Below are 26,053 nucleotides of genomic sequence, written 5' to 3' on the forward strand. Positions count from 1 at the left end.
CCTCGCGTCTGCCCAATCGCCGGCAGTAGACGACCCAGAGGTTATAACCCCTGCTCCAGCCCCTTCCCGACCATTGGCCTATCGCTATATAGTTCACACCATAACGATAACCACCTCAAGGAGCTGCCTTCATGCGTATCCGCCTGCCCCACTTGGCCGTCACTGCCCTGGCCAGCCTGATCGCGCTCAACAGCGCCTGGGCCGATGAGGTGCAGGTTGCGGTCGCCGCGAACTTCACCGCGCCGATCCAGGCCATCGCCAAGGACTTCGAGAAGGACACCGGCCACAAACTGGTCGCCGCCTATGGCGCCACCGGGCAGTTCTACGCGCAGATCAAGAACGGCGCACCGTTCGAAGTGTTCCTCGCCGCCGACGACAGCACCCCGAAGAAGCTGGAAGAGGAAAAGGAGATCGTCCCGGGCTCGCGCTTCACCTACGCCACCGGCACCCTGGCCCTGTGGTCGGCCAAGCCGGGCTATGTGGATGACAACGGTGAGGTGCTGAAGAAGAACCGGTTCCAGCACCTGGCCATCGCCAACCCGAAAGCCGCCCCTTACGGCCTGGCCGCCACCCAGGTGCTGGACACGCTGAAGCTGACCGAGGCCACCAAGGCCAAGATCGTCGAAGGCCAGAACATCACCCAGGCCTACCAGTTCGTCTCCACCGGCAACGCCGAGCTGGGCTTCGTCGCCCTGTCGCAGGTCTACAAGGACGGCAAGCTCGCAAGTGGTTCGGCCTGGATCGTCCCGGCCAACCTGCACGCGCCGATCCTGCAGGATGCGGTCATCCTCAACAAAGGCAAGGACAACCCGGCTGCCAAGGCCCTGATCGACTACCTCAAGGGCCCGAAAGCCGCTGCGCTGATCAAGTCCTACGGTTATGAAATCTGATGCCACTGGACGCCAGTGACTTCGGCGCAGTCTGGCTGACCATCAAGCTGGCCAGCCTGACCACGCTGATCCTGCTGATTGTCGGCACGCCCATCGCCTGGTGGCTGGCGCGCACGCGCTCGTGGCTGCGCGGGCCGGTGGGCGCGGTGGTGGCGCTGCCACTGGTGCTGCCGCCGACGGTGATCGGCTTCTACCTGCTGATCGCCCTCGGCCCGCACGGCTGGCTCGGCCAGGCGACCCAGGCCATGGGCTTGGGCACCGTGGTGTTCAGCTTCACGGGCCTGGTGATCGGCTCGACGGTGTATTCCATGCCCTTCGTGGTACAGCCGCTGCAAAACGCTTTCGGCGCCATCGGCCAGCGCCCGCTGGAAGTGGCCGCGACCCTGCGCGCCAGCCCCTGGGACACATTCGTCCACGTGGTGCTGCCATTGGCCCGCCCCGGCTTCGTCACCGCCAGCATCCTCGGCTTTGCCCATACCGTTGGCGAGTTCGGCGTGGTGCTGATGATCGGTGGCAACATCCCCGACAAAACCCGCGTGGTCTCGGTGCAAATCTTCGATCACGTCGAGGCCATGGAGTATGCGCAAGCCCACTGGCTGGCCGGTGCCATGTTGGTGTTCTCGTTCCTGGTGCTGCTCCTGCTCTATGCCGGGCGCCGTAGCAAAGCTGGCTGGAGCTGAAATGAGCGGATCGATAGTGGCGCGCCTGAAGCTGGCCCGCGACGACTTCACCCTGGACGTCGACCTGAACCTGCCTGGCCGCGGCATCAGCGCGCTGTTCGGCCACTCGGGCTCGGGCAAGACCTCGTGCCTGCGCTGCCTGGCCGGGCTGGAGCGGGCGGCCAGCGCGTATATCGAGGTCAATGGTGAGGTCTGGGAGGACAGCGCCCGTGGCCACTTCCTGGCACCGCACTTGCGCCCGGTGGGCTACGTATTCCAGGAGGCCAGCCTGTTCCCGCACCTGTCGGTGCGCGGCAACCTGGAATTCGGCTGGCGGCGCATCGCCCCGCCCGAGCGCAAGGTCAGCCTCGACCAGGCATGCCAGCTGCTCGGCATCGGCCACCTGCTCGCACGCAAGCCGGCCACCTTGTCGGGCGGCGAGGCCCAACGGGTCGGCATTGCCCGCGCACTGCTCAGCAGCCCGCGGCTGCTCATGATGGACGAACCGCTGGCCGCACTCGACGGGCCGCGCAAGCGCGAGATCCTGCCATACCTGGAACGCCTGCACGAGGAACTGGATATCCCACTGTTGTACGTCAGCCATGCCCAGGACGAAGTGGCGCGCCTGGCTGACCATCTGGTGCTGCTGGAGCAAGGCCGGGCCATGGCCAGCGGACCGATCGGCGAGACCTTGGCCCGCCTCGACCTGTCACTGGCCCAAGGCGAGGATGCCGGGGTGGTCTTCGAGGGCATTGTGGTCGGCCACGATCCGCACTACGACCTGCTCGACCTGCGCCTGCCCGGCAATGAAGCGCCATTGCTGCGTATCGCCCACCCGGCACACAGCATGGGCAGTACCTTGCGGGTCAAGGTGCAGGCCCGGGATGTGAGCCTGGCACTGCGCGCCGACAGTACCTCGAGCATTCTCAATCGCTTGCCGGTGCGGGTGCGCGAAACGCGCCCTGCGGACAACCCGGCGCATGTGCTGGTAAGCCTGGATGCCGGCGGCAACGCCTTGCTGGCGCGCATCACGCGGTTCTCGGCAGACCAGCTTGGCGTGCATGCCGGCCAGGCGCTGTTCGCGCAGATCAAGTCGGTGGCACTGCTGGGTTGAGCATCCTCGAAGCGGCCGTTGTCCATTGATCAGTGACCTGATCGAGGCCCGCCGCCGATGCTCGACTGCCCTCTGCCACCCAGCCTGCACTATGTCGACGACAGCCAGCCGGGCCTGACCCGGCGCCGCTGGCGCGACCGTTTCATCTACCTCGATGCCCAGGGGCTGCGCATCCGCGACCCACAAACCCTGGCACGCATCGCCGCCCTGGTAATCCCGCCGGCCTACAGCGATGTGTGGATCTGCGCCGACCCGCAAGGCCATCTGCAAGCCACCGGCCGCGATGCCCGCGGCCGCAAGCAGTACCGCTACCACGCCCAGTGGCGCGAACTGCGCGACCAGCACAAGTACGGGCGCATGCTGGCCTTTGCCCAGGCACTGCCAAAACTGCGTGCGCAACTGGAAGCGCACCTGGCCCGCCCGGGCCTGGACCGGGAGAAAGTCATGGCGCTGGTGGTGAGCCTGCTCGACCACACGCTGATCCGCATCGGCAACCAACGCTACCTGCGCGACAACCAGTCCTACGGCCTGACCACCCTGCGCAACCGTCACGTCAAGGTGCAGGGCAGCACCGTGCGCTTCCAGTTCCGCGGCAAGCGCGGCGTGGAGCACAATGTCACGCTGCGCGACCGGCGCCTGGCCAACCTGCTCAAGCGCTGCATGGAACTGCCTGGGCAGGCGCTGTTCCAGTACCTGGATGAAGACGGCCAGCGGCACAGCGTCGGCTCCAGCGAGGTCAACCAGTACTTGCAGCAACTGACCGGCGCCGACTTCACCGCCAAGGACTACCGCACCTGGGCCGGCAGCAGCCTGGCGCTGAGCCTGCTACGGCCGCTGGCCTGGGAGCCGGAGAGCGAAGCCAAGCGCCAGGTCGCGGCCATCGTCAAGCAGGTGGCAACACGCCTGGGCAACACGCCGGCGGTGTGCAGGCGCTGCTATATCCACCCGGCCGTGCTCGAACATTATGCCCTCGGGCGCCTGGCCGACTTGCCCAGGCGCCGGGTGCGCAAGGGCCTGGATGCCGAAGAGGTGGCCCTGTTGCTATTTCTTCAGGCCCTGGAAACAACAGCCGATGATTGAGTCGAACTATTCAGCCCATCATGCAGAGAAATTTCCCATAAAGGCCGAAGCCCCCTATTCTTGCCACCGAGCACCTCGCCGAAACGCTTGACAGCATTTACCTCGGCACCTGCGACTAAAGACACGCAACAGAATTTGTCTTTCGGGGAATTACTATCCGCCGAAAGCGTCTTTAATGAGAAGGAAGAGGGACACGCTCCCACCGCTGCGGCCCAATGGCCCGACGGATTTCTACATTACCAAGGAGAACTACATGCTGATACTCACCCGTAAGGTTGGCGAAAGTATCGTCATCAACGATGACATCAAAGTCACCATTCTGGGCGTAAAAGGGATGCAGGTGAGGATTGGCATCGATGCACCAAAGGATGTCCAGGTGCACCGTGAAGAGATCTTCAAGCGCATCCAGGCCGGCAGCCCGGCTCCGGAAAAGCACGACGACCAACACTGACCTGAGCGCCTCGCTTCAAGCCGCACGGACGCGCTTGATCGAAGGGCCGGCGCAAGCCGCAACCTGAACCTCAGGTGCCGAGCAGTTCGCGCACCTTGGCGATCATCCTGTCCATGTCGAACGGCTTGTCGAAGACCGCAGCGAACAGCTCCGGGCGCCCTTGGCTGGCCTGGGCGCCGCTCATCAGGATCACCGGCAGGTCCAGCAGTTGCAGTTCGTCGCGAATCGCCCGCACCAGTTCCTCACCATTGAGCACCGGCATCATGTAGTCGGTAATCACCAGGTCCACACGCCTTTCCTTCAGCGCCTCCAGGGCCTTGCGCCCGTTGCTGGCCTTTTCCACCAGAAAACCTTCGTCCTCCAGGGCAAAGCCGAGGATATCGGCGATCAGGTATTCGTCATCGACAATCAGGATGGTGTTCATCGGCAGGCCCCGTCAGCCACCCCCTTGCGGCACCGGAGTACCCGAGAGTACGCCTGTGGCGCCTTCGAACGCCTTGCGCAGATGGATGCCCTGCGGGCCGATGCGCAGTTCGTGCAGCGCCGGGTCGTGATGGCTGTCGCGCACCTTCAGGATCGACAGCATGCGCCGCAGCTGCGAGTCCAGCTCGACGAAGCGCATCAGCATGAGGTTGTCGACGATGCTCGACAGGTCTGGCGCCGGGGCAGTGATTTCCGAACCGAAAATATCCCGCATCTCCCAGGTGAGCATGACGCTGACATCACGCGCCCGCAGTTCGCCAACCAAGGCACGGAAAAACGCATTGAGCCGCGCCGGGTCGATCGCCAAGCGGCTGAACGCGCCCAGGCTGTCGATCAACACACGCTTGCTGCCCTGCTGCTCGACGTGCTTGAGCAGACGCGCACCTACCTGGTCCAGCAGGCCTTCGGTAGTCGGTTGCCAGCACAGCTGCAAGGCGCCGGTATGCTCGAGGGCGGCCAAGTCGTAGCCCAGCGCTGCAGCCTTCAGGCGTAACCGGGCGGGCGTTTCGTAAAAGCCGAAGTGCAGTGCAGGCTGCTCCACGCTGCCTGCCGCCAGAAAAGCCAGGCCAATCGAGGTCTTGCCAATGCCGGAGGGGCCCATCAGCAGGCTGACCGAACCCAGCGTCAGGCCACCGCCCAGCATTTCGTCCAACGCCTCGACCCCCGTGGACACCCGGTGCAAAGAGGCGGAGCCCAGCTGGCTGGGGTGGCTGTAGAGCGACTCCAGGCGCGGGTAAACGTGCATCCCCGCCTGATCGATCAGGCACTCGTGGCGCCCGGACAACGCCCCGCTGCCCCGCGTCTTGCGCAGCTGTACATGGCGCACCGCGCGGCTGCCGACCAGTTGCTCGCCCAACTCGATCACGCCATCGACCATGGTATGTTCCGGGCTGTTGTCATCCAGGCGGGCACTGGTCAGCAGCAGCACGGTACAACCGGCGAACGCCGCATGGCCCTGCAATTCCGAGACGAACTTCTTGGTGTCCAGCGCCGTTTCTGCACGAACCCGGGCATTGAGCACGCCATCGACGATCAGCAGGCTCGCCTGCTGCTTGCCGATTTCCTGGCGCAGCAGCTTGACCACCGCGTCCAGCCCTTCCTGCTCGAGGGTATCGAAGGCGCTGACGAACTGGATCTGGTCACCCACCATGCCTGGGTCGAAGAACTCCAGGGTCGCCAGGTACTGGAACAAGCGCTCATGGGACTCGCTGAGCAAGGTCGCCACCAGCACCTTGCCACCGTCACGCACATGGCCGCAGGCCAACTGGTTGGCCAGGATGGTCTTGCCCGCACCGGGCGGCCCCTGAACGATATAGGAAGCGCCTGCTACCAGCCCGCCCTTGAGCAGCGCATCGAGCCCTTCGATCCCCGTGACCAGCCGTTTGAGTGCCTGCACCATGGTGGCTACCTGTCGTCTTGTGCCCCCGCATCGGGCTGATAGGCCGGCAGATACAGGCGCATGCACGTGCCCTGGCCGAGTGTGCTGCCGACATGGATGGCGCCATTGCTCTGCTTGGCAAAACCGTATACCTGGCTGAGGCCAAGGCCGGTGCCCTTGCCGAAAGGCTTGGTGGTGAAGAACGGCTCGAAGATGCGCGGCAAAATCTGAGGGTCGATACCATCGCCGCTGTCACGTACTTCGAAGCACACGAACGTGCCATGCAGGCCCTCGACTTCGCCTGCCAGATCAACCGTGAGCACTGCCAGGTCGATCGTACCCTTCTCGCCAATCGCATCGCGCGCGTTGAACAGCAGGTTGAGCAGCACCATCTGCAGCTGCCCGGTATCCACCTCGATCAGTGGCAGATCGGGCTGCAAGTACGCCTGCAACACGATTTCACGCGGCAGCGCATGCTCCAGCAGGCCACGGGTGGCCTCTAAAAGCCTGGCCGGGGCGACCAGCGAGACATCGAGTTGCCGGTAGCGGGCGAAGCTGAGCAGTTGCTGGGTCAGCTCGGTTCCGCGATGCCCGGCATCGAGGATGTGCTCAAGCATGCGCTGCAACCGCGCCGGGTCCTGGCTGGTTTGTGCCAGGCGCGCCGAATTGATGATGATGGTCAGCAGGTTGTTGAAGTCATGCGCCAAGCCACCGGTGAGCTGGCCCAGCGCTTCGAGCTTCTGCGCCTGGAACAACTGGGCGCGCACGGCGTCGAGCTGCAGCGCCGATTCGCGCCGGTCGGTGATATCACGGGTGACCTTGGCCAAGCCGACGATCTGCCCCTGTTCGTCGCGGATCACATCCAGCGCGGCCAAGGCCCAGAACTGCGTGCCGTCCTGGCGCACGCGCCAGCCTTCGTCCTGCGCCACGCCTTGCTCCAGGGCCTGCTTGAGCAGGCGCTCCGGGCGCCCTTCGACGCAATCCTGAGGGGTGAAGAACAACGAAAAATGCCGGCCAATGATTTCATCGGCGCGGTAGCCCTTGATCCGCTGGGCGCCTGCGTTCCAGGACACCACGTGGCCAGACGGGTCAAGCATGTAGATGGCGTAATCCACCACCGACTGCACCAGCTGCTCATAGCGGCTGGCGGGCATGACAGGGTGATCGATACAGTGGGCTGAAACCATGCAAACTCCACAGGTACTGCAGGAGGGATCTGGATAGCTTAGCCAAGCGTACCCTTCTGCAACAGCACGCGCTGCAACGGATTATCAACGCTCGGGTTCGACCATGAGCGGGCTGATTCGTCGCGGCATCGCCACTTTCAGCAACCACAGGCCCACCAGCAGTATCAGGCCGCCACCCGCCAACGCCATCAAGCGTTGCGATTGCTGCTGCTCAGCATCGAAACCGAGCAGCAGGAGGTAGCCCGCGAGGGTGATCAGGCTGAGGTACAGAAAAGCGCCCAGCAGCAACACCTGCGCGAACAGCAGGCGCCAGAACAACCGAGGGCGGACAGTACGCCCGGGAAGAGCCGCGGTATTGGCCTGAGACATGGCGTCACACTCATTGGATCCAATGAAGTGGGCAACAGTGGCTTAATGATGGCAAGGTGTCAATTGCCCAATCGATCGACGCCCTCATTCCTTTGATCATAGGTGCTGCGATGCGCTCAACTATAACAATGGGTTATAAAACGCACTTGCATGCACCCTGCAATTGAGGCTGGCTCAACAGCCGAGCAGTCGTTCGGTAGGGAGGCACAAGGATTCACATAGACCAAGAGGGAATGTGACCATGTTATATTTTGGTCACAACCTGTCACCCGTTTCAGGACGCTTCACACATGACGAAATCTTCTCCACCCGCCCCGGCACGCGGGCCAGCCGACCACGATGTGAGGGATCAGATCATCCAGGCTGCCATGGAGCACTTTGCCCACTACGGCTATGACAAGACCACCGTCTCGGACCTGGCCAAGGCAATCGGCTTTTCGAAGGCCTACGTCTATAAATTCTTCGAATCCAAACAAGCGATCGGTGAGGTCATTTGCTCCGGCCGGCTTGCGCTCATCATGCAGCGCATTGAGACGGCTATCAGCGAAGCCCCTAGCGCATCGGAAAAGCTCAGGCGTCTATTCCGAACGATTGCAGAGGGCGGCGCCGATCTCTTCTTCCATGAACGTAAGCTCTATGACATAGCTGCAGTGGCATCGCGCGATCTATGGCCATCAGTCAAGGCCCACGAAGCCAAGGTCAACCAGGTCATTCAGGCGATCCTGTCTGAAGGGCGCGACACAGGAGAGTTTGAGCGAAAGACGCCAATCGACGAATCGACCTTGGCCATTTTTCTGGTCATGAGGCCTTACATAAATGCCGCGCTGCTTCAGCACAACCTGGACACCCTCGAGGATGCGGTCATCCAACTGCCCGCCCTGATTTTGAGGAGCCTTGCGCCATAACAGTTGTGACCATTGACAATATTGGTCACCAGTATAAAAATTGGGTTCCTATGTCGCCTTTTGAGAACGGGATCCCATGCGCCTGCGCCCTGCCGCCTTAGTCGGTTGTCTACTCCCACTCGCCCTGGTCGCTTGCGGGGGCTCTTCACCTGAAAAAGACCCGCGTGACAAGCCGCCGGTTGTAAAAGCAATCGCGGTACTGAACGCAGTGGATCCTGCGCGGTCGTTTTCCGGGGTAGTGGTCGCTCGCACCCAGAGTGACCTCGGCTTTCGTGTATCTGGAAAGATCCTGCAGCGCCTGGTGGATGCCGGAGAAACAGTTGAACGCGGGCAGCCTCTGATGCGCCTGGACCCGGTCGATCTGACTCTGCAGGCACGCGCGCAGCAGGAGGCTGTTACTTCGGCCAGGGCGAAGGCCAAGCAAACCGCTGATGATGAAGCTCGTTATCGAAGGTTAGTGGCCGAGGGCGCGGTTTCGGCATCGCTCTACGATCAGATCAAAGCTGCAGCTGATTCCGCAAAGGCACAGCTCAGCGCCGCGCAGGCTCAGGCCGACGTTGCCAGGAACGCCACCGGGTATGCAGTCTTGCTGGCCGATGCCGAGGGTGTCGTGATGGACACGTTGGCCGAACCGGGCCAGGTAGTCAGTGCAGGCCAGGCGGTTGTGAGACTGGCGAGAGCTGGCCAACGAGAAGCTGTCGTCCACTTGCCAGAAACCCTCCGCCCTGCCCCTGGCTCGACAGCTTTCGCCAGGCTGTTTGGCCAAGGTTCACAGGCCGTGCCCGCAAAACTGCGACTGCTTTCAGAGGCAGCCGACCCAGCCACCCGCACGTTCGAGGCCAGATACGTGCTGACAGGCGCTTTAGCGAGCGCCCCGTTGGGTTCAACCGTGACTGTTGATATTGCTGAACACAGTCAGGACTCCCAAGCCAGGCAAGTACCGATAGGCGCACTTTTTGACCCTGGCAACGGTACGGGTGTGTGGGTAATTAGCGGCCGGCCGGCCAAGGTGGCCTGGTGCCCGGTAGAGGTATTGAGCGTCAGTGACGAGGTAGCTGTGGTAAAGGGCGGCATCAACACCGGGGATCGGGTTGTCGCCTTGGGTGCGCATTTGCTCCGCGAGGGTGCTGAGGTCATGGAACAGATTCAGACCGCTCAGACCACGGAGCGGCAGCCATGAGTGAACGCCGTTTTAACCTGTCTGCGTTAGCGGTACGTGAGCGCTCGATCACCCTGTTCCTGATTTTGCTTATCACGCTGGCCGGTACGTTGGCCTTCTTCAAACTGGGCCGAGCGGAAGATCCGCCTTTCACCGTAAAGCAGATGACCATCATCAGTGCCTGGCCTGGCGCTACCGCGCAGGAGATGCAGAACCTGGTGGCAGAGCCGCTGGAAAAGCGCATGCAAGAACTGCGCTGGTATGACCGTACCGAAACCTATACACGGCCTGGGCTGGCTTTCACGATGGTTTCGCTGCAGGACAAGACCCCGCCGTCAGCTGTTCAGGAAGAGTTCTACCAAGCCCGCAAGAAAGCGGGTGATCAAGCCAAGCTGATGCCACAGGGCGTGATTGGCCCAATGCTCAATGACGAGTTCTCGGACGTCACGTTTGCCGTGTACGCCCTCAAAGCCAAAGGGGAACCCCAGCGACAATTGGTACGTGATGCTGAAACACTGCGCCAGCAACTGCTGCACGTGCCCGGCGTCAAAAAGGTCAACATCCTCGGAGAACAATCTGAACGGATATTCGTTTCCTTTTCCCACGACCGGCTGGCTACGCTGGGCATTACACCGCAGGATATTTTCTCCGCTCTGGACAACCAGAACGCCCTGTCTCCGGCCGGATCGGTTGAGACAAGCGGCCCCCAGGTAGTGATCAGGGTCGAGGGTGCCTTTGATCAACTGGAAAAAATCCGCGATACGCCCGTGTTCACGAAAGGCCGCACGCTGAAGCTCTCGGACATTGCGGACGTCGAACGGGGCTATGAAGACCCCGCGACATTCCTGGTACGCAATGGTGGCGAGCCTGCGCTGCTGCTTGGCATCGTCATGCGTGAGGGTTGGAACGGGCTCGACCTCGGCAAAGCCCTGGAGCTTGAAACTGCAGGCATCAACGCAAACATGCCTTTGGGCATGACACTCAGCAAGGTGACGGATCAAGCGGTGAACATCACGTCATCCGTCGATGAGTTCATGGTGAAGTTCTTCGTTGCCTTGCTGGTTGTGATGCTGGTTTGTTTTGTCAGCATGGGATGGCGTGTGGGGGTCGTCGTTGCCGCAGCAGTGCCCTTGACCTTGGCGATCGTCTTCGTCGTCATGGCTGCCACTGGCAAGAACTTCGACCGTATAACACTCGGATCACTGATCCTGGCGCTGGGCCTGCTGGTCGACGATGCGATCATCGCCATCGAGATGATGGTAGTGAAGATGGAAGAAGGTTACGACCGTATCAAGGCATGCGCCTATGCCTGGAGCCATACAGCTGCGCCAATGCTTGCTGGCACCCTGGTAACCGCCATCGGTTTCATGCCTAACGGTTTTGCCCAGTCCACCGCAGGCGAATACACGAGCAACATGTTCTGGGTCGTTGGCATCGCCTTGATCGCGTCCTGGGTGGTGGCTGTAGCGTTCACCCCTTATCTGGGCGTGAAGTTATTGCCTCACATCAAGACCATCGAAGGCGGCCATGCCGCCATTTACAACACCCGTCATTACAACCGCTTCCGCTCTCTGTTGAGCTGGGTGATCTCATACAAATGGCTTGTGGCAGGCACAGTTGTTTCGACATTTGTGGCTGCGGTGCTGGGTATGGGGCTGGTGAAGAAACAGTTCTTCCCAACTTCTGATCGCCCTGAAGTTCTGGTGGAGTTGCAGATGCCCTACGGCACATCCATCGAACAGACGAATGCCGCCGCCATCAAGGTGGAGTCCTGGTTGCGCCAGCAAGAGGAGGCAAAAATTGTCACCACTTACATCGGCCAAGGCCCGCCGCGCTTCTTCCTGGCAATGGCTCCGGAATTGCCAGATCCATCTTTCGCCAAGATTGTCGTTCTGACCCAAAACCAAGAGGCTCGTGAGGTCCTCAAGTACCGTCTGCGGGAAGCCGCTGCCGAAGGCCTGGCGCCCGAAGCTCAAGTGCGTGTAACCCAACTGGTCTTCGGCCCCTACTCTCCTTATCCGGTCGCTTATCGCGTCATGGGCCCCGACCCTGCGCAACTGCGCCAGATCGCTGCGCGAGTTCGGGGCGTGCTGCAGGCAAGCCCGATGATGAAGACTGTCAATACTGACTGGGGTCCGCTTGTACCGACCCTTCACTTCGCACTGGATCAAGATCGCCTGCAGGCGGTGGGGCTGACTTCCACCTCGGTATCGCAGCAACTGCAATTCTTGCTGACCGGGGTGCCGATCACTTCAGTCAGGGAAGATATCCGGTCTGTTCAGCTCGTAGGCCGTGCCGCTGGTCGAGCCAGACTGGACCCTGCCCAGATCGAAAACTTTACCTTGGCAGGCTCAAACGGCCAGCGTGTTCCTGTTTCACAGGTCGGCAAGGTGAGTATTCGCATGGAGGATCCGATCCTGCGTCGCCGAGACCGCACGCCCACCATGACAGTGCGCGGTGATATCGCGCAAGGGCTCCAGCCGCCCGATGTTTCCACTGCGATCTGGAAGGAGTTGCAGCCAATCATCACATCGCTGCCACCTGGATACAAAATCGAAATGGCAGGTTCCATCGAGGAGTCGGGCAAGGCCAGCCAGGCAATAGTTCCACTCTTGCCGATCATGATTGCCCTGACCTTGCTGACCATCATTTTGCAGGTGCGCTCGATCTCCGCAATGGCCATGGTGTTCCTGACGTCCCCACTGGGGTTGATTGGTGTAGTGCCAGTATTGCTGCTATTCGGGCAACCGTTCGGGATCAACGCACTGGTCGGACTGATTGCGCTTTCGGGAATTCTGATGCGCAACACGCTGATCCTTATTGGACAGATTCACCACAACCAAACCGAAGGTCTTGAGCCTTTCGACGCCGTGGTTGAAGCAACCGTGCAACGAGCACGCCCCGTCTTGCTGACGGCATTGGCGGCCATCCTGGCGTTCATCCCTCTTACCCACTCAGTATTCTGGGGCACATTGGCCTACACCCTGATCGGGGGCACCTTCGTGGGCACGATCATGACCTTGGTGTTTCTGCCAGCGATGTATTCGATCTGGTTCAAGATTCGCCCCATACAGCGCAAGCACAACCTGGAAGCTGGGCAGCGCGCCTGAGTTCAGGCTTTTCTCTTGTCGCTTTTCGGTAAACGGATAGTTGTACGGGTCAAGCTGTGCAGATTTTTCGGGCGCATATAAAGCAAAAAGAAAGTGTTAGCTAACAAGCACATTGTTCCCAAGTAAAGCCCCCTCTGCAAAGTGGTAAGGCGTGTCGCTGCCAGCAATATTGATGATGTGCGAAAGAGGCAAACAGGCCGCCCCCCCTTACAACTCCAGATTTCAGACTTGCCCTCAGGGCAAACCAGCTCGCGAAGTGCGTGCTTTGTAAGATTAATGTTCAAAGCCAAAGGCACATTTCTGCACAGCTTCTAAACCGTTGATTTCCGCATAATTTTCGTGTCTAATGCGCAACTTGCTATCGTGCCCCGATGGTGAAATTGGTAGACACATCGCACTTAAAATGCGCCGCCGCAAGGTGTGCCGGTTCGAGTCCGGCTCGGGGCACCAAGCATTGCGCACCCCCTCCCTCTGGCCTTCAGCGCCACACTCCATCTGATCTTTCTCTCGCGACTAAGCCTTAAGGCCTTGGCATGCGCTTAGGCGCCAAAAAACGATCAGTGCGTCCGCCTGGACAGCTTGGCAGCTTGCGATGCCCTTTTGCTGCCCGGCAGCAACCTTCTGCGCAACTGCTAAAGTGGAGCTTGTCCCCAGCCACCGGTACGCCGCCATGCGCTACTCCCTGTTCGATGGTCAACGCGACATCATCCTCCTGATCGCCCGCGTGCTGCTCATGATCCTCTTCGTCCTTTCCGGCTGGGCCAAACTGACCGGCTTCGAAGGCACGGTCGGCTACATGACCTCACTGGGCGCCCCTGCCCCGATGCTGGCGGCAGCGGTTGCGGTGATCATGGAATTCGTTGTCGGCATCCTGCTGATCCTGGGCTTCTACACCCGACCGCTGGCCTTCCTGTTTGCCCTGTTCGTGCTGGGGACCGGGCTGCTTGGCCATCCGTTCTGGAACATGGTCGACCCCGAGCGCGCCGCCAACATGACCCAGTTCCTGAAAAATCTAAGCATCTGCGGCGGTCTGCTGGTGCTGGCAGTCAGCGGCCCTGGGCGCTTCTCGGTCGACGGGCGCTGACTCAGTCGTCCAGGTCGTCGTGCCAGGCGGGGTGATCGCGCTCTTCGTCATCGAGGTCATCCAGCAGCGCTTCGTCCTCCTCGACTTCGTCCTCGGCGCCCTGGGCATCTGCTTCAGGGTCGAAGCCCTCATAGAGGAATTCGTGATCGAGCAGGTGATCGTGCTCGGGTTCGTGCAGGTCGTCTTCGTCGCGCATGGTGGCTCCTGGAAATCTGGCACGCCTGTATAGGCGTATCGTTGGCCGTGGTCAATGGATGGCGGTTAATGCTGACTTAACCAGCAGGCCTGAGGCTGTAATCTCTCCCTTCAAAACGTTCGTTGCCCGCCTTCATGGCGGGCTTTTTTTGTGCTCATCAAGGGTATCGACACGCCGTCAACGTGAACTTCACGAGTTTATGACATCCACTTTGGCAATCTGACCCTGCTCCTTATGTTCTTTAGACCCGCCACTGGTTGGCGGGTTTTTCTTTTTTCGGGTATCTGAAATGTGTACGGAAGGTTGACGCATCATTTGCCTGACCGCACCCAGGCGAAATCATCATCGCCAGTAGAACCTGAACACAGCCCGGCCCTGAGCCGGGCTTTTCTTTGCCCGCCAGCCACAGACCTGAGCCACTTTCTTACCCGTCATCACGCTTTACATGATTGCAGGGGTTGAAAAAAGATCACCCCGAGATACTGTATATCCATACAGCATTCATGAACTCCAAATCCTCCTCCTGTGCACTTACGAGTGCCCAGCCGGACGCGGAGGAACACACCTCGGCCGGAAGGCAATCCTGCCAGGCCAATGATTTTATCGTCAGGAGTATTTATGACCGTAAACATCAGCAATCTAACGATCGCCACCCCGGTGGCAGTCTCTTCGACAAACCCCGTCGCGCTTGAGCTCAATGGCGCCGAGGCCATCGCTGAGTTCCCTAGCGTGGTTAAAGTGCTCAGCGACGGGTCGGTTCAGTTCACGGCACCGACCAAAGGAGCCTCGAGCAAGAGCACCCACAGAACCCGTTGCGAGTGGTCGGAGACACAGAGCTGGACGCTCGGCAGCGCCCCGGACCACTGGAATCGCCAGACAATGACCCTGACCAAGGTCAACTTGGCGCAGAAGGTAGTCGTCAGCCAGATGCACGTCAGGGGGGATGACAGCCCTCCGGTGAAAGTGTTCTGGAACAAGGGCAACATTACCATGGGCTTCCGGGCGTCCTACAACCAGACCAACCCGGTGAACAGCACCCTCCTGCAAGGCGTGCCGCTCGGTACGAAATTCGACGTGATCATTCACGCCACCTCTGCGGGCGTGGTCAAGGTAACCGCCAGGTGCAACGGCGTCTCCAAGTCATCGCCTGAACTGCAACTCGATGACACCTGGGACACGCGCCTGTTCGAATTCCATGGCGGGATCTACAACCAGGTTGACTACACCGATGCTACGCCGGCTGATGACGGTTCGGTGTGCATCATCAGCGAGCTGTCGCTCAGCCATGGCTGAATGGCAGGCAAAATGAAAAACCCCGCAGATTTTCATCTGCGGGGTTTCTCGAATGGTGGAGGCCGAGGTCGGAATCGAATCGGCGTAGACGGATTAAGTATCCACGATGAACGCTACCCGGCAAGGGCGGCGCCTACTCTGGAGAAAACCATGAAGACTTTTGGCAATATCACCGCGAACGGAAAGGTCTATCTTTATCCAGCTGAGGCGCCAGCAGATCGGCTCTGGATAGACCAGAACGGCCACACCAACTACTGGTGTTCAGTCCAGGACGACACAACGGGTAGCTCCAACTATCCGCGCACAGAGGGCCGGCAAACGCTGCCTGACTCCTCAGCATCGTTCAACTGGGTGCCAGGGAGCGCAAGGCACTCCATGGCAGGCCGGGTACGCGTTGAAGCCGCGCCATCGAGCGGTAAGGTCATCATCGGACAGGTTCATGCAGTCAACTCGCCTAACCCATTCCTCATGGTGACCTGGTGGAGCGGAGCGGTGCGAATCGAGTCACGCAATGTGCCGCTCGGGAGCGCACGAACGCTGATTGATAAAGCGGTCCCACTGGGCCAGCCCTTCGACTACAGCGTGCAGGTGGATGAGCTCGGGGAACTGAGTGTTGCTCTCGACGAACTGCTTAGCGTTTCAGCAGTGAGCAGCTCCTGGAAGAAACTACCGTTCTTCTTCAAGGCCGGTGCCTATGTGATCGACAACAAAGGCGCGGCAACCGAGGGAGGGCTGGTTGTGTATGAGACCTTCGACGTATTTAACGGCGCGATGAAGGCCTGAAGTTGAATTTACCCAGGCCGCGCAAAGCCGCCTGCCCCTCCGGCGCTGCCCGCCAGCTCTGGTTTATAGCCGACTATAGAGCCTTTACAGATCGCTTATCGCATGAGCTGGCCGATGTTGCGCAATCGATGGGCAGATGCCCGAGAGGAAGCCAGGGTGAAGGCGAACTCTTGGCTTTTCTGACGCGCAAATAAAAACCCCGCAGACGTTAATCTGCGGGGCTTTCGAATGGTGGAGGCCGAGGTCGGAATCGAACCGGCGTAGACGGATTTGCAATCCGGAGCATAACCACTTTGCTACTCGGCCTCAAAGTTCGGATCTAGCAGCTTGCGCTTCACTATCTCCTTGAAACACTGCACCTTTTTCAAAGTTTGCTGCGTTTCGATGGGCGCCATTATGTCCGCATTCCTTTCACCTTGCAACCCCCTGAACGAAAAAAAATTTCAACGGGTTCAAGGTGTTAGCGCAAGCGCCCGAGTTTACTCCACAAACCTACCACGGTGTTCTCAACAGTGCCGCTGGCCGCCATGCCGATACGCTCCTGCAAACTCTTGCGCTCGGCATAGTGCAGGTGGAACAGGTTGGCCGTGCGGGCGCGGTCGCTGAGGTACTCGTCACTGGTCTGCAGTGCATCGACCAGCTTGCGGTTCAATGCGGCAACCCCGAGCCAGACTTCACCGGTGGCCACCTCGTCGATGTGCAGCTGTGGGCGGTAGCGGGCGACGAAGTCCTTGAACAGCTGGTGGGTGATGTCCAGGTCTTCCTGGAACTTTTCCCGGCCCTTCTCGGTGTTCTCGCCAAAGACGGTCAGGGTACGCTTGTACTCGCCGGCGGTCAGCACTTCGAAATCGATGTCGTGCTTCTTCAGCAGGCGGTTGACGTTGGGCAGCTGTGCCACCACGCCGATCGAACCCAGCACGGCGAATGGTGCGCTGACAATCTTCTCGCCGATGCAGGCCATCATGTAGCCGCCGCTGGCCGCGACCTTGTCGATGCACACCGTGAGCGGGATGCCGGCCTGGCGGATGCGCGCCAGTTGCGAGGCGGCCAGGCCATAGCTGTGCACCAGGCCGCCGCCGCTTTCCAGACGCAGCACCACTTCATCGCGTGGGGTGGCGAGGGTCAGCAGTGCGGTGATCTCGTTACGCAGGCTTTCGGTGGCGGAGGCCTTGATGTCACCGTCGAAGTCGAGCACAAACACTCGGTCCTTTTCTTCGGCCTTGCCCTTCTTCTGCTGTTTTTCCGCCTTGGCCTGCTGCTTGCGCAGGGCCTTGAGCTGGGCTTTGTCGAGCAAGCCGCTTTCCAGGCGCTCGCGCAACTCTTTATAGAATTCGTTGAGGCGGGTGACCTGCAACTGCCCACCGGCCTTGCGCCGCCCCTTGCCGCGCAAACCGGCAATGGCGGACAACACCACCAGGATGGCAATCACCAGGGTGGCGGTTTTGGCGAGAAAGCTTGCGTATTCGGCAAGAAACTCCACGTTGACTCCTTATGAACCTGCGCCAGATCGGCGCGAAACTGATGCAAGCATACCGTTGCTCCCGTGCCCTCGCCAGCCGAGGTAAACGCTGGCAACACAGTTCAAACAACCTTTTCAAACGCTTGTATGTTTTTTCGTTGACAGCCTGTCTGGCGCATCCTAACCTCGCAGCAACCCTCAACGCCGGATACCTCAGTGGGCAATCTCTACCTGATCCGACATGGCCAGGCTTCCTTCGGTGCAGACGACTACGACGTCCTCTCGCCCGTTGGTGTGCGCCAGAGCCAGGCCCTGGGCGAACACCTCGCCCAGCTCGGCCTGCGCCTGGACCGCTGCGTGGCCGGTGATCTGCGCCGACAGCAGGACACTGCCCGGCACGCCCTGCAGGCGCTGAACGCCGGGGGGTGTGCGGTACCGGCGATTGAGACCGACCCGGCGTTCAATGAGTTCGATGCCGATGGTGTAATCCGCGCCCTGCTGCCCGGCCTGCTGGCTGAAGAGCCGCATGCCCGGGACATCCTGCGCAACGGCGCGCAGAACCGCAGCGAGTTCCAGCGCCTGTTCGCCCTGATGGTGCAGCGCTGGCACGCCGGCGACCATGCCGATGACGGCCTGGAAACCTGGCAGGCTTTCACCGCACGGGTCGACGCCGGCCTGCAACGTGTGCTGGGCACTGCTGGCAGTGGCGACAATGTCGCCGTGTTCACCTCCGGTGGCACCATCGCCGCCCTGCTCCACCTGGTTACCCGAATCACCCCCAGTCAGGCCTTTGCGCTGAACTGGCAGATCATCAACACGTCGCTCAGCCAGCTGAAGTTCCGCGGCCGCGACGTGGCACTGGCTTCCTTCAACAGCCAAGCCCATGTGCAGCTGTTGAGGGCGCCGGAGCTCATCACCTACCGATGAGCCCGGCCCGTTGTGTCCTTGCGGACGCGAATATCACTTAACAAGGAAAACACCATGAGCGATGTAGCTAAAGCCGTCGAAGCGATGAAAGCAAAATTCAACCCAGCGGCTGCTGAAGGCCTGGACCTGGTGTTCGGCTTCAACATCACTGACGAAGACAAGCACTATGCGCTGCTGGTCAAGGACGGCACCTGCGAAATTCAGGAAGGCGAGAACCCGGATGCCAACTGCACCCTGGTGCTGGACAGCGAAACCCTGAAGGGCATCGTCTCGGGTGAAACCGACGGCATGCAGGCCTTCATGGGCGGCAAGCTGCGCGTCGAAGGCGACATGATGCTGTCGATGAAGCTCAGCGAGCTGTTCCCTTCCTGAGTGAAGGGCACAACGCACGATGAGAAACCGAAGCCTGACCGGCTTCGGTTTTTTTTTGCCCGGCATTCGGTGCGGTGATCGACCAGCAACACCCGCACCTATATGGCGCCTGGCACGCTTGTTCCACAGCCGCCAGGCCATTAGATTAGCCAATAATCCTTGCGCCAGATAATAAGGAAAACGCATGACGCTCACCGACCAGTCCACCCAGGTACGCCCCGGCGAAGAACTCGATGCGGCCGTCATCGATCCTTATCTGAAAGGCCACATCGCCGGCCTCGAAGGCTCGCCGACCATCAGCCAGTTCCCGGGTGGCGCGTCCAACCTCACCTACCTGGTCAGCTACCCGGGCCGTGAGTTTGTCTTGCGCCGCCCACCGTTCGGCCAGAAGGCCAAGTCGGCCCATGACATGGGCCGCGAGTTCCGCATCCTCAACCAGCTCAACAGCGGTTTCCCGTATTGCCCCAAGGCCTATGCCCACTGCACCGACGCGTCGCTGATCGGTGGTGAGTTCTACGTGATGGAGCGGGTCAAGGGCGTGATTCTGCGCTCGGACATTCCCACCGAGCTGGGCCTGGACGCCAACCGCACCGAGGCCCTGTGCAAAAGCTTCATCGACCGCCTGGTCGAGCTGCACCAGGTGGATTACCACGCCTGTGGCCTGGCCGACCTGGGCAAGCCGGAAGGGTATGTGCAGCGCCAGATCGAGGGCTGGACCAGCCGCTACGAAAAAGCCCTGACCCCCGATGCGCCACGCTGGGAGCAGGTGATCGCCTGGCTGCACGAGAAGATGCCCGCCGACCACCCGCGCCCTGGCATCGTGCACAACGACTACCGCTTCGACAACGTGATCCTCGACGCCGACAACCCCATGCGCATCATCGGTGTGCTGGACTGGGAGATGGCTACGATTGGTGATCCGTTGATGGACCTGGGCAACAGCCTCGCCTACTGGATCGAGGCCAGCGACCCGGCGCCGGTGCAACTGATGCGCCGCCAGCCGAGCAATGCCCCGGGCATGCTCACCCGCCGCCAGTTCGTCGACTACTACGCCGAGCGCGCCGGCATCCGCCTGGACAACTTCGATTACTACTATTGCTACGGCCTGTTCCGCCTGGCCGGCATCGTCCAGCAGATCTACTACCGCTACTACCACGGCCAGACCCAGGACAAACGCTTCGCCCAGTTCATTCACATGAACCGGCTGCTGGAGCAAATGAGCCTGCAGGTCATCGGCAAGTCCACGCTCTGACGCCAGACAACAAGGAAAACAGCATGTCCAAGACCCAACTGTTCGACCTCGACGGCAAGATCGCTTTCGTCTCCGGCGCCAGCCGTGGCATCGGTGAAGCCATTGCCCATCTGCTGGCCCAGCAGGGTGCCCACGTGATCGTCTCCAGCCGCAAGCTGGAGGGTTGCCAGCAGGTGGCCGAGGCCATCATCGCAGCAGGCGGCAAGGCCACGCCGGTCGCCTGCCATATTGGCGAACTGGAGCAGATCCAGCAGGTATTCGCCGGCATCCGCGAACAGTTCGGGCGCCTGGATATCCTGGTCAACAACGCGGCCACCAACCCGCAGTTCTGCAACGTGCTCGACACCGACCCGAATGCCTTCCAGAAGACTGTCGACGTGAATATCCGCGGCTACTTCTTCATGTCGGTGGAAGCCGGCAAGCTGATGCGTGAAAACGGTGGCGGCAGCATTATCAACGTGGCCTCGATCAACGGCGTGTCGCCGGGCCTGTTCCAGGGCATCTATTCGGTGACCAAGGCCGCGGTGATCAACATGACCAAGGTGTTCGCCAAGGAATGCGCGCAGTTCGGTATTCGCTGCAATGCCTTGCTGCCGGGCCTGACCGACACCAAGTTCGCCTCGGCCCTGGTGAAGAACGACGCCATCCTCAATGCCGCCCTGCAGCAGATCCCGCTCAAGCGCGTGGCTGACCCGAAGGAAATGGCGGGCGCCGTGCTGTACCTGGCCAGCGATGCTTCCAGCTATACCACCGGCACCGCGCTGAATGTCGATGGTGGCTTCCTTTCCTGATCATGGCTGGCCGGCCTCTTCGCGGGTTTACCCGCGAAGAGGCCGGTACTGCAAACCTATTACAAACAGGTGGCCGCCGCCGCCCGGCGCTGCAAGGCCACGCCGTCATTCTTCTGCGCGTAGTAATCCACCCGCGTCCCACCCGCCTGCGGATACACATCCACGAACGACTCCGCCTCGCGGGTATAAACAGTCAACCCGCCCTGCTTGCGCGGCTCCAGGTAGCCACTGGCGTCGTCGCCGAACACATCCTCTTTCTGCCAGCTGAACTGGATGCACTGGGCCACCAGCTCCGGCGCCTTGCGCGAGTCGAGCTGGGCTGTCGGCTTGCCACCCCGCGCCGCATCCATGGTCGCGCTCGCGCAACCGACCAACACCAGCGCCGCAGCCATCGGCAGAATTGCTCGCATGTTCCATCCTCGGGGCAAAAAAGAAAGCGACTCTAGCACCGCAAATGAATTGTCCCAAGCTGGCTGCTGTCGCATCTAGTGCATACCACCTCAAGGAGATTGCCATGAAAGCCAACCACCTTCTGCCAGCACTGCTGCTCGCCAGCCTGCCGATGATGACCCTGGCTGCCCCTTCGGCCGAAGAAAGCGTCAAGGCACCGGAAACCCACAACCGCGAACTCAAGGTCGGCGACAAGGCGCCCGACCAGTACAAACGCGACGACGCGGCCCTGAGTGACTGGAAAGCCAAGGGCCTGCCCGCACCGGAAAAAGAAAGCCACTGGGTGCGCATGGGGGATCACTATGTGCTGGTTCAGACCACTAATGGCGTAGTGCTTGCCATCCACCCTGCGTCCTGAGCGCCATTCATCGCTCACGCAGCAAAATCTTGCGGGTCAAGGAAACCAAATGGATCGATCCCAGTCTCAATAAGTGTCCCGTAAACCTATGCGGATCAAGGACCTAAATCGAGATGACCCGCCTTGCAAGCTTTTCGCTGATCGCCGCCTTCCTGCTGTTGTCGGGCTGCTATCACCACCACTACCGTGATGACGATGGCTGGCGCGATGATGACCGCGGCCACCGTCACCACCACCGCCATGATCGCGACGATGACGACGACCGCCAATGGCGCGGTGACCGTTACGATCGCTGAAGCGTCTCCCCTACCCTGACCCGCCGCCCAACCGTGCGGCACCTTAACCTGATGATTCCTTTGAGGTTCCAATCATGCGTCTGACTCTACCTTCCCTTGCTCTTGGCCTGCTGCTGTGCCAGGGCGCTTTCGCCGGTGACGGTACTGCCGCCATTGGCGGTGGCCTGGGTGGTGTTCTGGGCAACGTTGTCGGCCAGCAAATGGGTGGCCGCACTGGCGCAGCCATCGGCGCCGGCGTCGGCGGTGCAGCCGGTAGTGCAGTAGCGGCGAAGAAAGGCAACCGTACCGAAGCCGCCATCGGCGGTGGCCTGGGCTCGGCCGGTGGCTCGCTGCTGGGCGGCGCGGTTGGCGGCAAGACCGGCTCCACCATCGGTGCCGGCCTGGGCGGCGCGGCCGGTGGTGCCCTGGGCAACCACATGGGCGACAACGGTGGCAGCAACAAGCACCACCATCACCGTCGCCACTGAGTGACGACAAGGAAAGGGCCGCTTCGTGCGGCCCTTTTCATTTCCCCACGGGTGCAAACCCTGCAGCACATCAACACCACCTTCACCGCAAGCTGCCACACTGGCTGCTACTGTCTTTCGTGCCCCCTTGAGTGAAGGAACACCCCCGCCCCATGAACCAGGAATTGCTCTGGGTACTCGGCCTGCTGGCTGTCGTCGTCATCCTCTTCGTCATCAACCGCCCGCGCATGGACGTGGTCGCCCTGCTGGTGATCCTCGCCCTGCCGCTGTCGGGCATCCTCACCGTGGAACAGGCCCTGGCCGGTTTCAGCGACCCCAACGTGGTGCTGATCGCCGCGCTGTTCGTGATCGGCGAAGGGCTGGTGCGCACCGGCATCGCCTACCGTATCGGTGAATGGATGAGCGAACGGGCCGGTAACAGCGAGGCACGGCTGCTGGTCTTGCTGATGGTTTCGGTGGCCGGGTTGGGCTCGGTGATGAGCTCGACCGGCGTGGTGGCGATCTTCATCCCGGTGGTGCTCAGCATTGCCGCACGCCTGAAGCTGTCACCCAGCCGGCTGATGATGCCGCTTAGCTTCGCCGGCCTGATCAGCGGCATGCTCAGCCTGGTGGCCACGCCCCCCAACGTGGTGGTGCACAGTGAACTGGTACGCCATGGCGCGCCCGGTTTCAGCTTTTTCAGCTTCACCCCGTTCGGCCTGGTGGTACTGGTGCTGGGCATCGGTTACATGCTGCTGACCCGCCACTGGCTCAATGGCGAAGTGCGTAAGGACGGCCGCGTGGAAAGCCGCCGCACGCTGCTCGACCTGGTGCTTGACTACAAGCTCAACGGCCGCGAACGGCGCCTGCGCATCCGCCCGCACTCGCCACTGATCGGCCATACCCTGGGCGAACTGGAGCTGCGCACCCGGCACGGCGCCAACGTCATCGGCATCGAGCGCCAGCACAAGTTCACCACCCGGGTGATCGCCGCCGACTCAGGCACCGTCCTGCACCAGGGCGATGTGCTGCTGCTCGACCTGTTCGCCAAGCGCGACGACCTGCGCACCCTGTGCCAGACCATGCAACTGGAGCCGCTGCATTTCAAGGCGGCCTACTTCATCGACCAGTCCCAGGATCTGGGCATGGCGGAAGTGTCGCTGCCGCCGGGCTCGCAACTGATCGGCAAAAGCATTCTGGAACTGGCCTTCCGCACCCGCTACGACCTCAACGTGGTCGGCCTGCGCCGCGAACAGGCGGCCATCGAAGAGCAACTGGTGGAAGAGAAGCTGCGCCTCGGCGATACCCTGCTGGTGGTCGGCCCGTGGAAGGCTGTGCGCCAGCTGCAGACTCAGCCAAAGGACTTCCTGGTCTTGAGCCTGCCGGCCGAAATCGATCAGGTTGCGCCAGCCCGCACCCGTGCCCCGCATGCCCTGGTCAGCCTGGCGGTGATGGTCGGGCTGATGGTCAGCGGTGCGGTCCCCAATGTCATCGCCGCGCTGATCGGCTGCCTGCTGATGGGCGCCGGGCGTTGCATCGACATGAACAGCGCCTACCGGGCCATTCATTGGCAGAGCCTGGTGCTGATCGTCGGCATGCTGCCGTTCGCCCAGGCGCTGCAGAAAACCGGCGGCATCGACCTGGCCGTGGGCGGCCTGGTCAGCCTGCTGGGCGGTGCCGGGCCGCTGGCCATGCTGGCCTGCCTGTTCGCGGTAACGGCTGTCATCGGCCTGTTCATTTCCAACACCGCCACCGCCGTGCTGATGGCTCCGGTGGCGATCAGCACGGCAACGCAGCTGGGCATGTCGCCCTACCCGTTTGCCATGACCGTGGCCCTGGCGGCATCGGCGGCGTTCATGACGCAGGTGTCTTCACCCGTCAACACCCTGGTGCTCGGCCCGGGCCAATACCGCTTTGGCGACTTCGTGAAAATCGGCGTGCCCTTTACCGTGCTGGTGATGCTGGTGACCGTGCTGATGGTGCCCTGGTTCTTCGGTCTTTAGGCAATCTGGCAAGGAATGGAGGCTATTTGACATCAACTTGCACGATTACGGCAGATTGACATCAAGCACCCGGTGCCAACACACTGACGCGTCAATGTCCCAGGTGCTTATAGCCGTTGTCCTGGATTTCGTTTCCGCTTGTCGGTCGAGCCTATGGTTTTTCCAGCACAGTCGCGCTTGTTGCCCTACCTTGCCCTGTTCGGCCTCACCTTTGCCCTGACCCTCGGCGGGATCCTAGCCCGGCCGATCGAATCGTTATCGCTGTTCTGGCCGGTCAATGCGGTGCTGGCCGGCGTGCTCTTGCGTTACCCCCGCCAGGCCAGCTTCGTCGGCCTTGCCCTGGTGTGGCTGGCGATGGTCGCCGCCGACCTGGCTTGTGGCAGCGCCTGGGCGCCAGCCCTGTGGTTCAACCTGTGCAACCTCAGCGTGGTGGTGACGGTGTGGTGGCTGCTGTCACGCCTGCCCCGCCCGCATCGGCGCATGCGTACCCCGCATGGCGTGCTCAGTGTGTTCGGTGCCTGCGCGGCGGGTGCCGTGGTGGCGGCCAGCATGGCCTGTGTGATGGCCGCACCGTGGTTCGAGAAGTCGCTGCAAGCCACCTGGCTGGCCTGGTTCAGCGAACAGTTCTCGACCAGTGTGCTGGTGCTGCCGGTGCTGCTCACTGCGCCTTCGGCGCGCGTACTGATGCGCAGCGGCGCCCAGGCCATCCGCCTGGCGCCCTTGCTGGTGCTGCTGGCCTCACTGGCCTTCAGCATCGCCTTCGGCGGCCCAGGCGCCATCGCCTTCCCGATTGCCGCGCTGCTGTGGTGTGCCTGGACGTACTCGCCCTTCCTGGTGTCGTTGCTGGCACTCACTGCGGGCAGCACGCTGATCGTGGCGGTGGCGCAAAACCTCATGCACTTCAGCGTGCCGCAGAGCGAACCCGGGGTCACCACCCTGATGTCGGCCCGCCTGGGTATCGCCATGCTGGTACTCGGCCCGCTGGTGGTCGCCTGCGTCAGCCAGGCCAATCGCAGCCTGTTGGCGCGCCTGGCACACCAGGCCACCATCGACCATCTCACCGGACTGCTCAGCCGCAGCGCCTTCACCCGCCGCGCCAATGCCCTGCTCGACAGCCGTCAGCAGCAGGCGCTGCCGCTGACCTTGATGATGCTCGACATCGATCATTTCAAATCGATCAACGACCGCCATGGCCATGCGGTTGGCGACCAGGTCCTGCGCCAGTTCGCCCGCACGCTGCAGGACCAGCTGCACGACGAAGAACTGCTGGCTCGCCTGGGCGGCGAAGAGTTCGTGGTCGTGCTCCCGGGGTTGCCACCGGAGCAGGCCAAGTTCACCGCCGAGCGCCTGCGCCGCGCCGTGCAGGACCTGCACGCGGCCCAGGGCGATGCGCGCCTGCAGATCACCGTCAGCATTGGCCTGGCCGGCTGCGCCGCGGACGAAACCGCGCCCAGCCTGGACGAACTGCTGGCACGCGCCGATCAGGCGCTGTACCGGGCCAAGGCGCATGGCCGCAATCGCGTCGAGCAGGCCGAGGCGCAGCGCCAGGCAATCTGAG

At 61.6% G+C, this 26,053-nt stretch carries 27 protein-coding genes and 2 tRNA genes; 21 read left to right on the forward strand and 8 right to left on the reverse strand.

What is annotated here, in order from left to right:
- Positions 1-131: 131 nt before the first annotated feature.
- The 5 genes from modA to csrA all read left to right on the forward strand — a co-directional run bounded on the left by modA (position 132) and on the right by csrA (position 4,194).
- Positions 132-890 carry a molybdate ABC transporter substrate-binding protein gene (gene modA / locus F6X59_RS16140; protein ID WP_152957077.1) on the forward strand — a complete coding sequence of 253 codons (759 nt, stop codon included), beginning with the start codon at positions 132-134 and terminating at the stop codon, positions 888-890.
- A complete protein-coding gene (gene modB, locus F6X59_RS16145; RefSeq protein ID WP_152957078.1) occupies positions 890-1,570 on the forward strand; it encodes a molybdate ABC transporter permease subunit in 681 nt (226 codons plus the stop codon). The genes modA and modB overlap by 1 nt, the downstream gene beginning before the upstream one ends.
- Position 1,571: 1 nt before the next feature.
- On the forward strand, positions 1,572-2,663 hold the full coding sequence (gene modC, locus F6X59_RS16150) for a molybdenum ABC transporter ATP-binding protein (RefSeq protein WP_152957079.1): 1,092 nt from the start codon (positions 1,572-1,574) through the stop codon (positions 2,661-2,663).
- A 57-nt stretch (positions 2,664-2,720) separates the two neighbouring features.
- Positions 2,721-3,743, forward strand: coding sequence for a DNA topoisomerase IB (locus tag F6X59_RS16155; RefSeq protein WP_152957080.1), 1,023 nt, complete (start codon positions 2,721-2,723; stop codon positions 3,741-3,743).
- Positions 3,744-3,996: 253 nt separating this feature from the next.
- The gene (gene csrA / locus F6X59_RS16160) at positions 3,997-4,194 is read left to right on the forward strand and encodes a carbon storage regulator CsrA (protein ID WP_012315047.1); all 198 of its coding nucleotides are present in this window, start codon (positions 3,997-3,999) and stop codon (positions 4,192-4,194) included.
- A gap of 70 nt (positions 4,195-4,264) precedes the next feature.
- Here csrA and F6X59_RS16165 read toward each other — a convergent pair whose 3' ends face one another.
- The 4 genes from F6X59_RS16165 to F6X59_RS16180 form a co-directional block, all read right to left on the reverse strand.
- Entirely contained in the window at positions 4,265-4,618 is a 354-nt protein-coding gene (locus F6X59_RS16165) for a response regulator (RefSeq protein ID WP_152957081.1), read from the reverse strand.
- Between the two features lie 12 nt (positions 4,619-4,630).
- Positions 4,631-6,076: an ATPase domain-containing protein gene (locus F6X59_RS16170; protein WP_152957082.1), complete on the reverse strand. Its 1,446-nt coding sequence runs from the start codon at positions 6,074-6,076 to the stop codon at positions 4,631-4,633.
- 5 nt (positions 6,077-6,081) lie between these two features.
- Positions 6,082-7,242: a nitrogen regulation protein NR(II) gene (locus tag F6X59_RS16175; RefSeq protein ID WP_152957083.1), complete on the reverse strand. Its 1,161-nt coding sequence runs from the start codon at positions 7,240-7,242 to the stop codon at positions 6,082-6,084.
- Positions 7,243-7,326: 84 nt separating this feature from the next.
- Positions 7,327-7,611 carry a hypothetical protein gene (locus F6X59_RS16180; protein ID WP_152957084.1) on the reverse strand — a complete coding sequence of 95 codons (285 nt, stop codon included), beginning with the start codon at positions 7,609-7,611 and terminating at the stop codon, positions 7,327-7,329.
- 290 nt (positions 7,612-7,901) lie between these two features.
- On the opposite strand from F6X59_RS16180, the gene F6X59_RS16185 reads away from it, so the two are divergent.
- The 5 genes from F6X59_RS16185 to F6X59_RS16205 all read left to right on the forward strand — a co-directional run bounded on the left by F6X59_RS16185 (position 7,902) and on the right by F6X59_RS16205 (position 13,869).
- Positions 7,902-8,516, forward strand: coding sequence for a TetR/AcrR family transcriptional regulator (locus F6X59_RS16185; RefSeq protein WP_152957085.1), 615 nt, complete (start codon positions 7,902-7,904; stop codon positions 8,514-8,516).
- A gap of 76 nt (positions 8,517-8,592) precedes the next feature.
- Positions 8,593-9,696: an efflux RND transporter periplasmic adaptor subunit gene (locus F6X59_RS16190; protein WP_152957086.1), complete on the forward strand. Its 1,104-nt coding sequence runs from the start codon at positions 8,593-8,595 to the stop codon at positions 9,694-9,696.
- Positions 9,693-12,785 (forward strand): efflux RND transporter permease subunit, encoded by a 3,093-nt coding sequence (locus F6X59_RS16195; protein WP_152957087.1) that lies wholly within the window; start codon positions 9,693-9,695, stop codon positions 12,783-12,785. The genes F6X59_RS16190 and F6X59_RS16195 overlap by 4 nt, the downstream gene beginning before the upstream one ends.
- Positions 12,786-13,150: 365 nt before the next feature.
- Positions 13,151-13,235: transfer RNA gene (locus tag F6X59_RS16200), tRNA-Leu, on the forward strand.
- 220 nt (positions 13,236-13,455) lie between these two features.
- Entirely contained in the window at positions 13,456-13,869 is a 414-nt protein-coding gene (locus F6X59_RS16205) for a DoxX family protein (RefSeq protein WP_152957088.1), read from the forward strand.
- A gap of 1 nt (position 13,870) precedes the next feature.
- Here the strand turns inward: F6X59_RS16205 and F6X59_RS16210 are convergent, their stop codons facing one another.
- The gene (locus F6X59_RS16210) at positions 13,871-14,065 is read right to left on the reverse strand and encodes a hypothetical protein (RefSeq protein ID WP_152957089.1); all 195 of its coding nucleotides are present in this window, start codon (positions 14,063-14,065) and stop codon (positions 13,871-13,873) included.
- 618 nt (positions 14,066-14,683) lie between these two features.
- Here F6X59_RS16210 and F6X59_RS16215 point away from each other — a divergent pair.
- Positions 14,684-15,358 (forward strand): polysaccharide lyase family 7 protein, encoded by a 675-nt coding sequence (locus tag F6X59_RS16215; RefSeq protein WP_152957090.1) that lies wholly within the window; start codon positions 14,684-14,686, stop codon positions 15,356-15,358.
- Between the two features lie 150 nt (positions 15,359-15,508).
- Positions 15,509-16,141: a polysaccharide lyase family 7 protein gene (locus tag F6X59_RS16220; protein WP_178120098.1), complete on the forward strand. Its 633-nt coding sequence runs from the start codon at positions 15,509-15,511 to the stop codon at positions 16,139-16,141.
- Between the two features lie 232 nt (positions 16,142-16,373).
- Here the strand turns inward: F6X59_RS16220 and F6X59_RS16225 are convergent.
- Positions 16,374-16,447: transfer RNA gene (locus F6X59_RS16225), tRNA-Cys, on the reverse strand.
- A gap of 154 nt (positions 16,448-16,601) precedes the next feature.
- Positions 16,602-17,621, reverse strand: a complete 1,020-nt coding sequence (sohB, locus tag F6X59_RS16230; RefSeq protein ID WP_372240410.1) for a protease SohB — start codon at positions 17,619-17,621, stop codon at positions 16,602-16,604.
- Positions 17,622-17,816: 195 nt separating this feature from the next.
- Here sohB and F6X59_RS16235 point away from each other — a divergent pair, with 195 nt between their 5' ends.
- The 4 genes from F6X59_RS16235 (at position 17,817) to F6X59_RS16250 (ending at position 20,942) form a co-directional block, all read left to right on the forward strand.
- Positions 17,817-18,527 (forward strand): histidine phosphatase family protein, encoded by a 711-nt coding sequence (locus tag F6X59_RS16235; RefSeq protein ID WP_372240411.1) that lies wholly within the window; start codon positions 17,817-17,819, stop codon positions 18,525-18,527.
- A gap of 54 nt (positions 18,528-18,581) precedes the next feature.
- On the forward strand, positions 18,582-18,899 hold the full coding sequence (locus F6X59_RS16240) for an SCP2 sterol-binding domain-containing protein (protein ID WP_152957092.1): 318 nt from the start codon (positions 18,582-18,584) through the stop codon (positions 18,897-18,899).
- 184 nt (positions 18,900-19,083) lie between these two features.
- The gene (locus tag F6X59_RS16245) at positions 19,084-20,151 is read left to right on the forward strand and encodes a phosphotransferase family protein (protein WP_152957093.1); all 1,068 of its coding nucleotides are present in this window, start codon (positions 19,084-19,086) and stop codon (positions 20,149-20,151) included.
- A 23-nt stretch (positions 20,152-20,174) separates the two neighbouring features.
- Positions 20,175-20,942: an SDR family oxidoreductase gene (locus F6X59_RS16250; RefSeq protein WP_152957094.1), complete on the forward strand. Its 768-nt coding sequence runs from the start codon at positions 20,175-20,177 to the stop codon at positions 20,940-20,942.
- A gap of 59 nt (positions 20,943-21,001) precedes the next feature.
- Here F6X59_RS16250 and F6X59_RS16255 read toward each other — a convergent pair whose 3' ends face one another.
- Positions 21,002-21,352 carry a hypothetical protein gene (locus F6X59_RS16255; RefSeq protein ID WP_152957095.1) on the reverse strand — a complete coding sequence of 117 codons (351 nt, stop codon included), beginning with the start codon at positions 21,350-21,352 and terminating at the stop codon, positions 21,002-21,004.
- A 104-nt stretch (positions 21,353-21,456) separates the two neighbouring features.
- Between F6X59_RS16255 and F6X59_RS16260 the strand changes: the two genes are divergently transcribed.
- From F6X59_RS16260 to F6X59_RS16280, 5 genes are all read left to right on the forward strand, one after another.
- Entirely contained in the window at positions 21,457-21,750 is a 294-nt protein-coding gene (locus F6X59_RS16260; RefSeq protein ID WP_152957096.1) for an RcnB family protein, read from the forward strand.
- Between the two features lie 113 nt (positions 21,751-21,863).
- On the forward strand, positions 21,864-22,046 hold the full coding sequence (locus tag F6X59_RS16265; RefSeq protein WP_152957097.1) for a hypothetical protein: 183 nt from the start codon (positions 21,864-21,866) through the stop codon (positions 22,044-22,046).
- 74 nt (positions 22,047-22,120) lie between these two features.
- A complete protein-coding gene (locus F6X59_RS16270; RefSeq protein WP_152957098.1) occupies positions 22,121-22,513 on the forward strand; it encodes a glycine zipper domain-containing protein in 393 nt (130 codons plus the stop codon).
- A gap of 152 nt (positions 22,514-22,665) precedes the next feature.
- Entirely contained in the window at positions 22,666-24,495 is a 1,830-nt protein-coding gene (locus F6X59_RS16275) for an SLC13 family permease (protein WP_152957099.1), read from the forward strand.
- Between the two features lie 138 nt (positions 24,496-24,633).
- Positions 24,634-26,052, forward strand: coding sequence for a diguanylate cyclase (locus F6X59_RS16280; RefSeq protein ID WP_152957100.1), 1,419 nt, complete (start codon positions 24,634-24,636; stop codon positions 26,050-26,052).
- Position 26,053 lies beyond the last annotated feature (1 nt).

Source organism: Pseudomonas sp. MN1F (assembly GCF_009391885.1).
Lineage (GTDB): Bacteria > Pseudomonadota > Gammaproteobacteria > Pseudomonadales > Pseudomonadaceae > Aquipseudomonas.

Coding starts and splice junctions, on each gene's coding strand:
- modA (WP_152957077.1), top strand. CDS start 132: ATGCGTATCCGCCTGCCCCACTTGGCCGTCACTGCCCTGGCCAGCCTG.
- modB (WP_152957078.1), top strand. CDS start 890: ATGCCACTGGACGCCAGTGACTTCGGCGCAGTCTGGCTGACCATCAAG.
- modC (WP_152957079.1), top strand. CDS start 1,572: ATGAGCGGATCGATAGTGGCGCGCCTGAAGCTGGCCCGCGACGACTTC.
- F6X59_RS16155 (WP_152957080.1), top strand. CDS start 2,721: ATGCTCGACTGCCCTCTGCCACCCAGCCTGCACTATGTCGACGACAGC.
- csrA (WP_012315047.1), top strand. CDS start 3,997: ATGCTGATACTCACCCGTAAGGTTGGCGAAAGTATCGTCATCAACGAT.
- F6X59_RS16165 (WP_152957081.1), bottom strand. CDS start 4,618: ATGAACACCATCCTGATTGTCGATGACGAATACCTGATCGCCGATATC.
- F6X59_RS16170 (WP_152957082.1), bottom strand. CDS start 6,076: ATGGTGCAGGCACTCAAACGGCTGGTCACGGGGATCGAAGGGCTCGAT.
- F6X59_RS16175 (WP_152957083.1), bottom strand. CDS start 7,242: ATGGTTTCAGCCCACTGTATCGATCACCCTGTCATGCCCGCCAGCCGC.
- F6X59_RS16180 (WP_152957084.1), bottom strand. CDS start 7,611: ATGTCTCAGGCCAATACCGCGGCTCTTCCCGGGCGTACTGTCCGCCCT.
- F6X59_RS16185 (WP_152957085.1), top strand. CDS start 7,902: ATGACGAAATCTTCTCCACCCGCCCCGGCACGCGGGCCAGCCGACCAC.
- F6X59_RS16190 (WP_152957086.1), top strand. CDS start 8,593: ATGCGCCTGCGCCCTGCCGCCTTAGTCGGTTGTCTACTCCCACTCGCC.
- F6X59_RS16195 (WP_152957087.1), top strand. CDS start 9,693: ATGAGTGAACGCCGTTTTAACCTGTCTGCGTTAGCGGTACGTGAGCGC.
- F6X59_RS16205 (WP_152957088.1), top strand. CDS start 13,456: ATGCGCTACTCCCTGTTCGATGGTCAACGCGACATCATCCTCCTGATC.
- F6X59_RS16210 (WP_152957089.1), bottom strand. CDS start 14,065: ATGCGCGACGAAGACGACCTGCACGAACCCGAGCACGATCACCTGCTC.
- F6X59_RS16215 (WP_152957090.1), top strand. CDS start 14,684: ATGACCGTAAACATCAGCAATCTAACGATCGCCACCCCGGTGGCAGTC.
- F6X59_RS16220 (WP_178120098.1), top strand. CDS start 15,509: ATGAAGACTTTTGGCAATATCACCGCGAACGGAAAGGTCTATCTTTAT.
- F6X59_RS16240 (WP_152957092.1), top strand. CDS start 18,582: ATGAGCGATGTAGCTAAAGCCGTCGAAGCGATGAAAGCAAAATTCAAC.
- F6X59_RS16245 (WP_152957093.1), top strand. CDS start 19,084: ATGACGCTCACCGACCAGTCCACCCAGGTACGCCCCGGCGAAGAACTC.
- F6X59_RS16250 (WP_152957094.1), top strand. CDS start 20,175: ATGTCCAAGACCCAACTGTTCGACCTCGACGGCAAGATCGCTTTCGTC.
- F6X59_RS16255 (WP_152957095.1), bottom strand. CDS start 21,352: ATGCGAGCAATTCTGCCGATGGCTGCGGCGCTGGTGTTGGTCGGTTGC.
- F6X59_RS16260 (WP_152957096.1), top strand. CDS start 21,457: ATGAAAGCCAACCACCTTCTGCCAGCACTGCTGCTCGCCAGCCTGCCG.
- F6X59_RS16265 (WP_152957097.1), top strand. CDS start 21,864: ATGACCCGCCTTGCAAGCTTTTCGCTGATCGCCGCCTTCCTGCTGTTG.
- F6X59_RS16270 (WP_152957098.1), top strand. CDS start 22,121: ATGCGTCTGACTCTACCTTCCCTTGCTCTTGGCCTGCTGCTGTGCCAG.
- F6X59_RS16275 (WP_152957099.1), top strand. CDS start 22,666: ATGAACCAGGAATTGCTCTGGGTACTCGGCCTGCTGGCTGTCGTCGTC.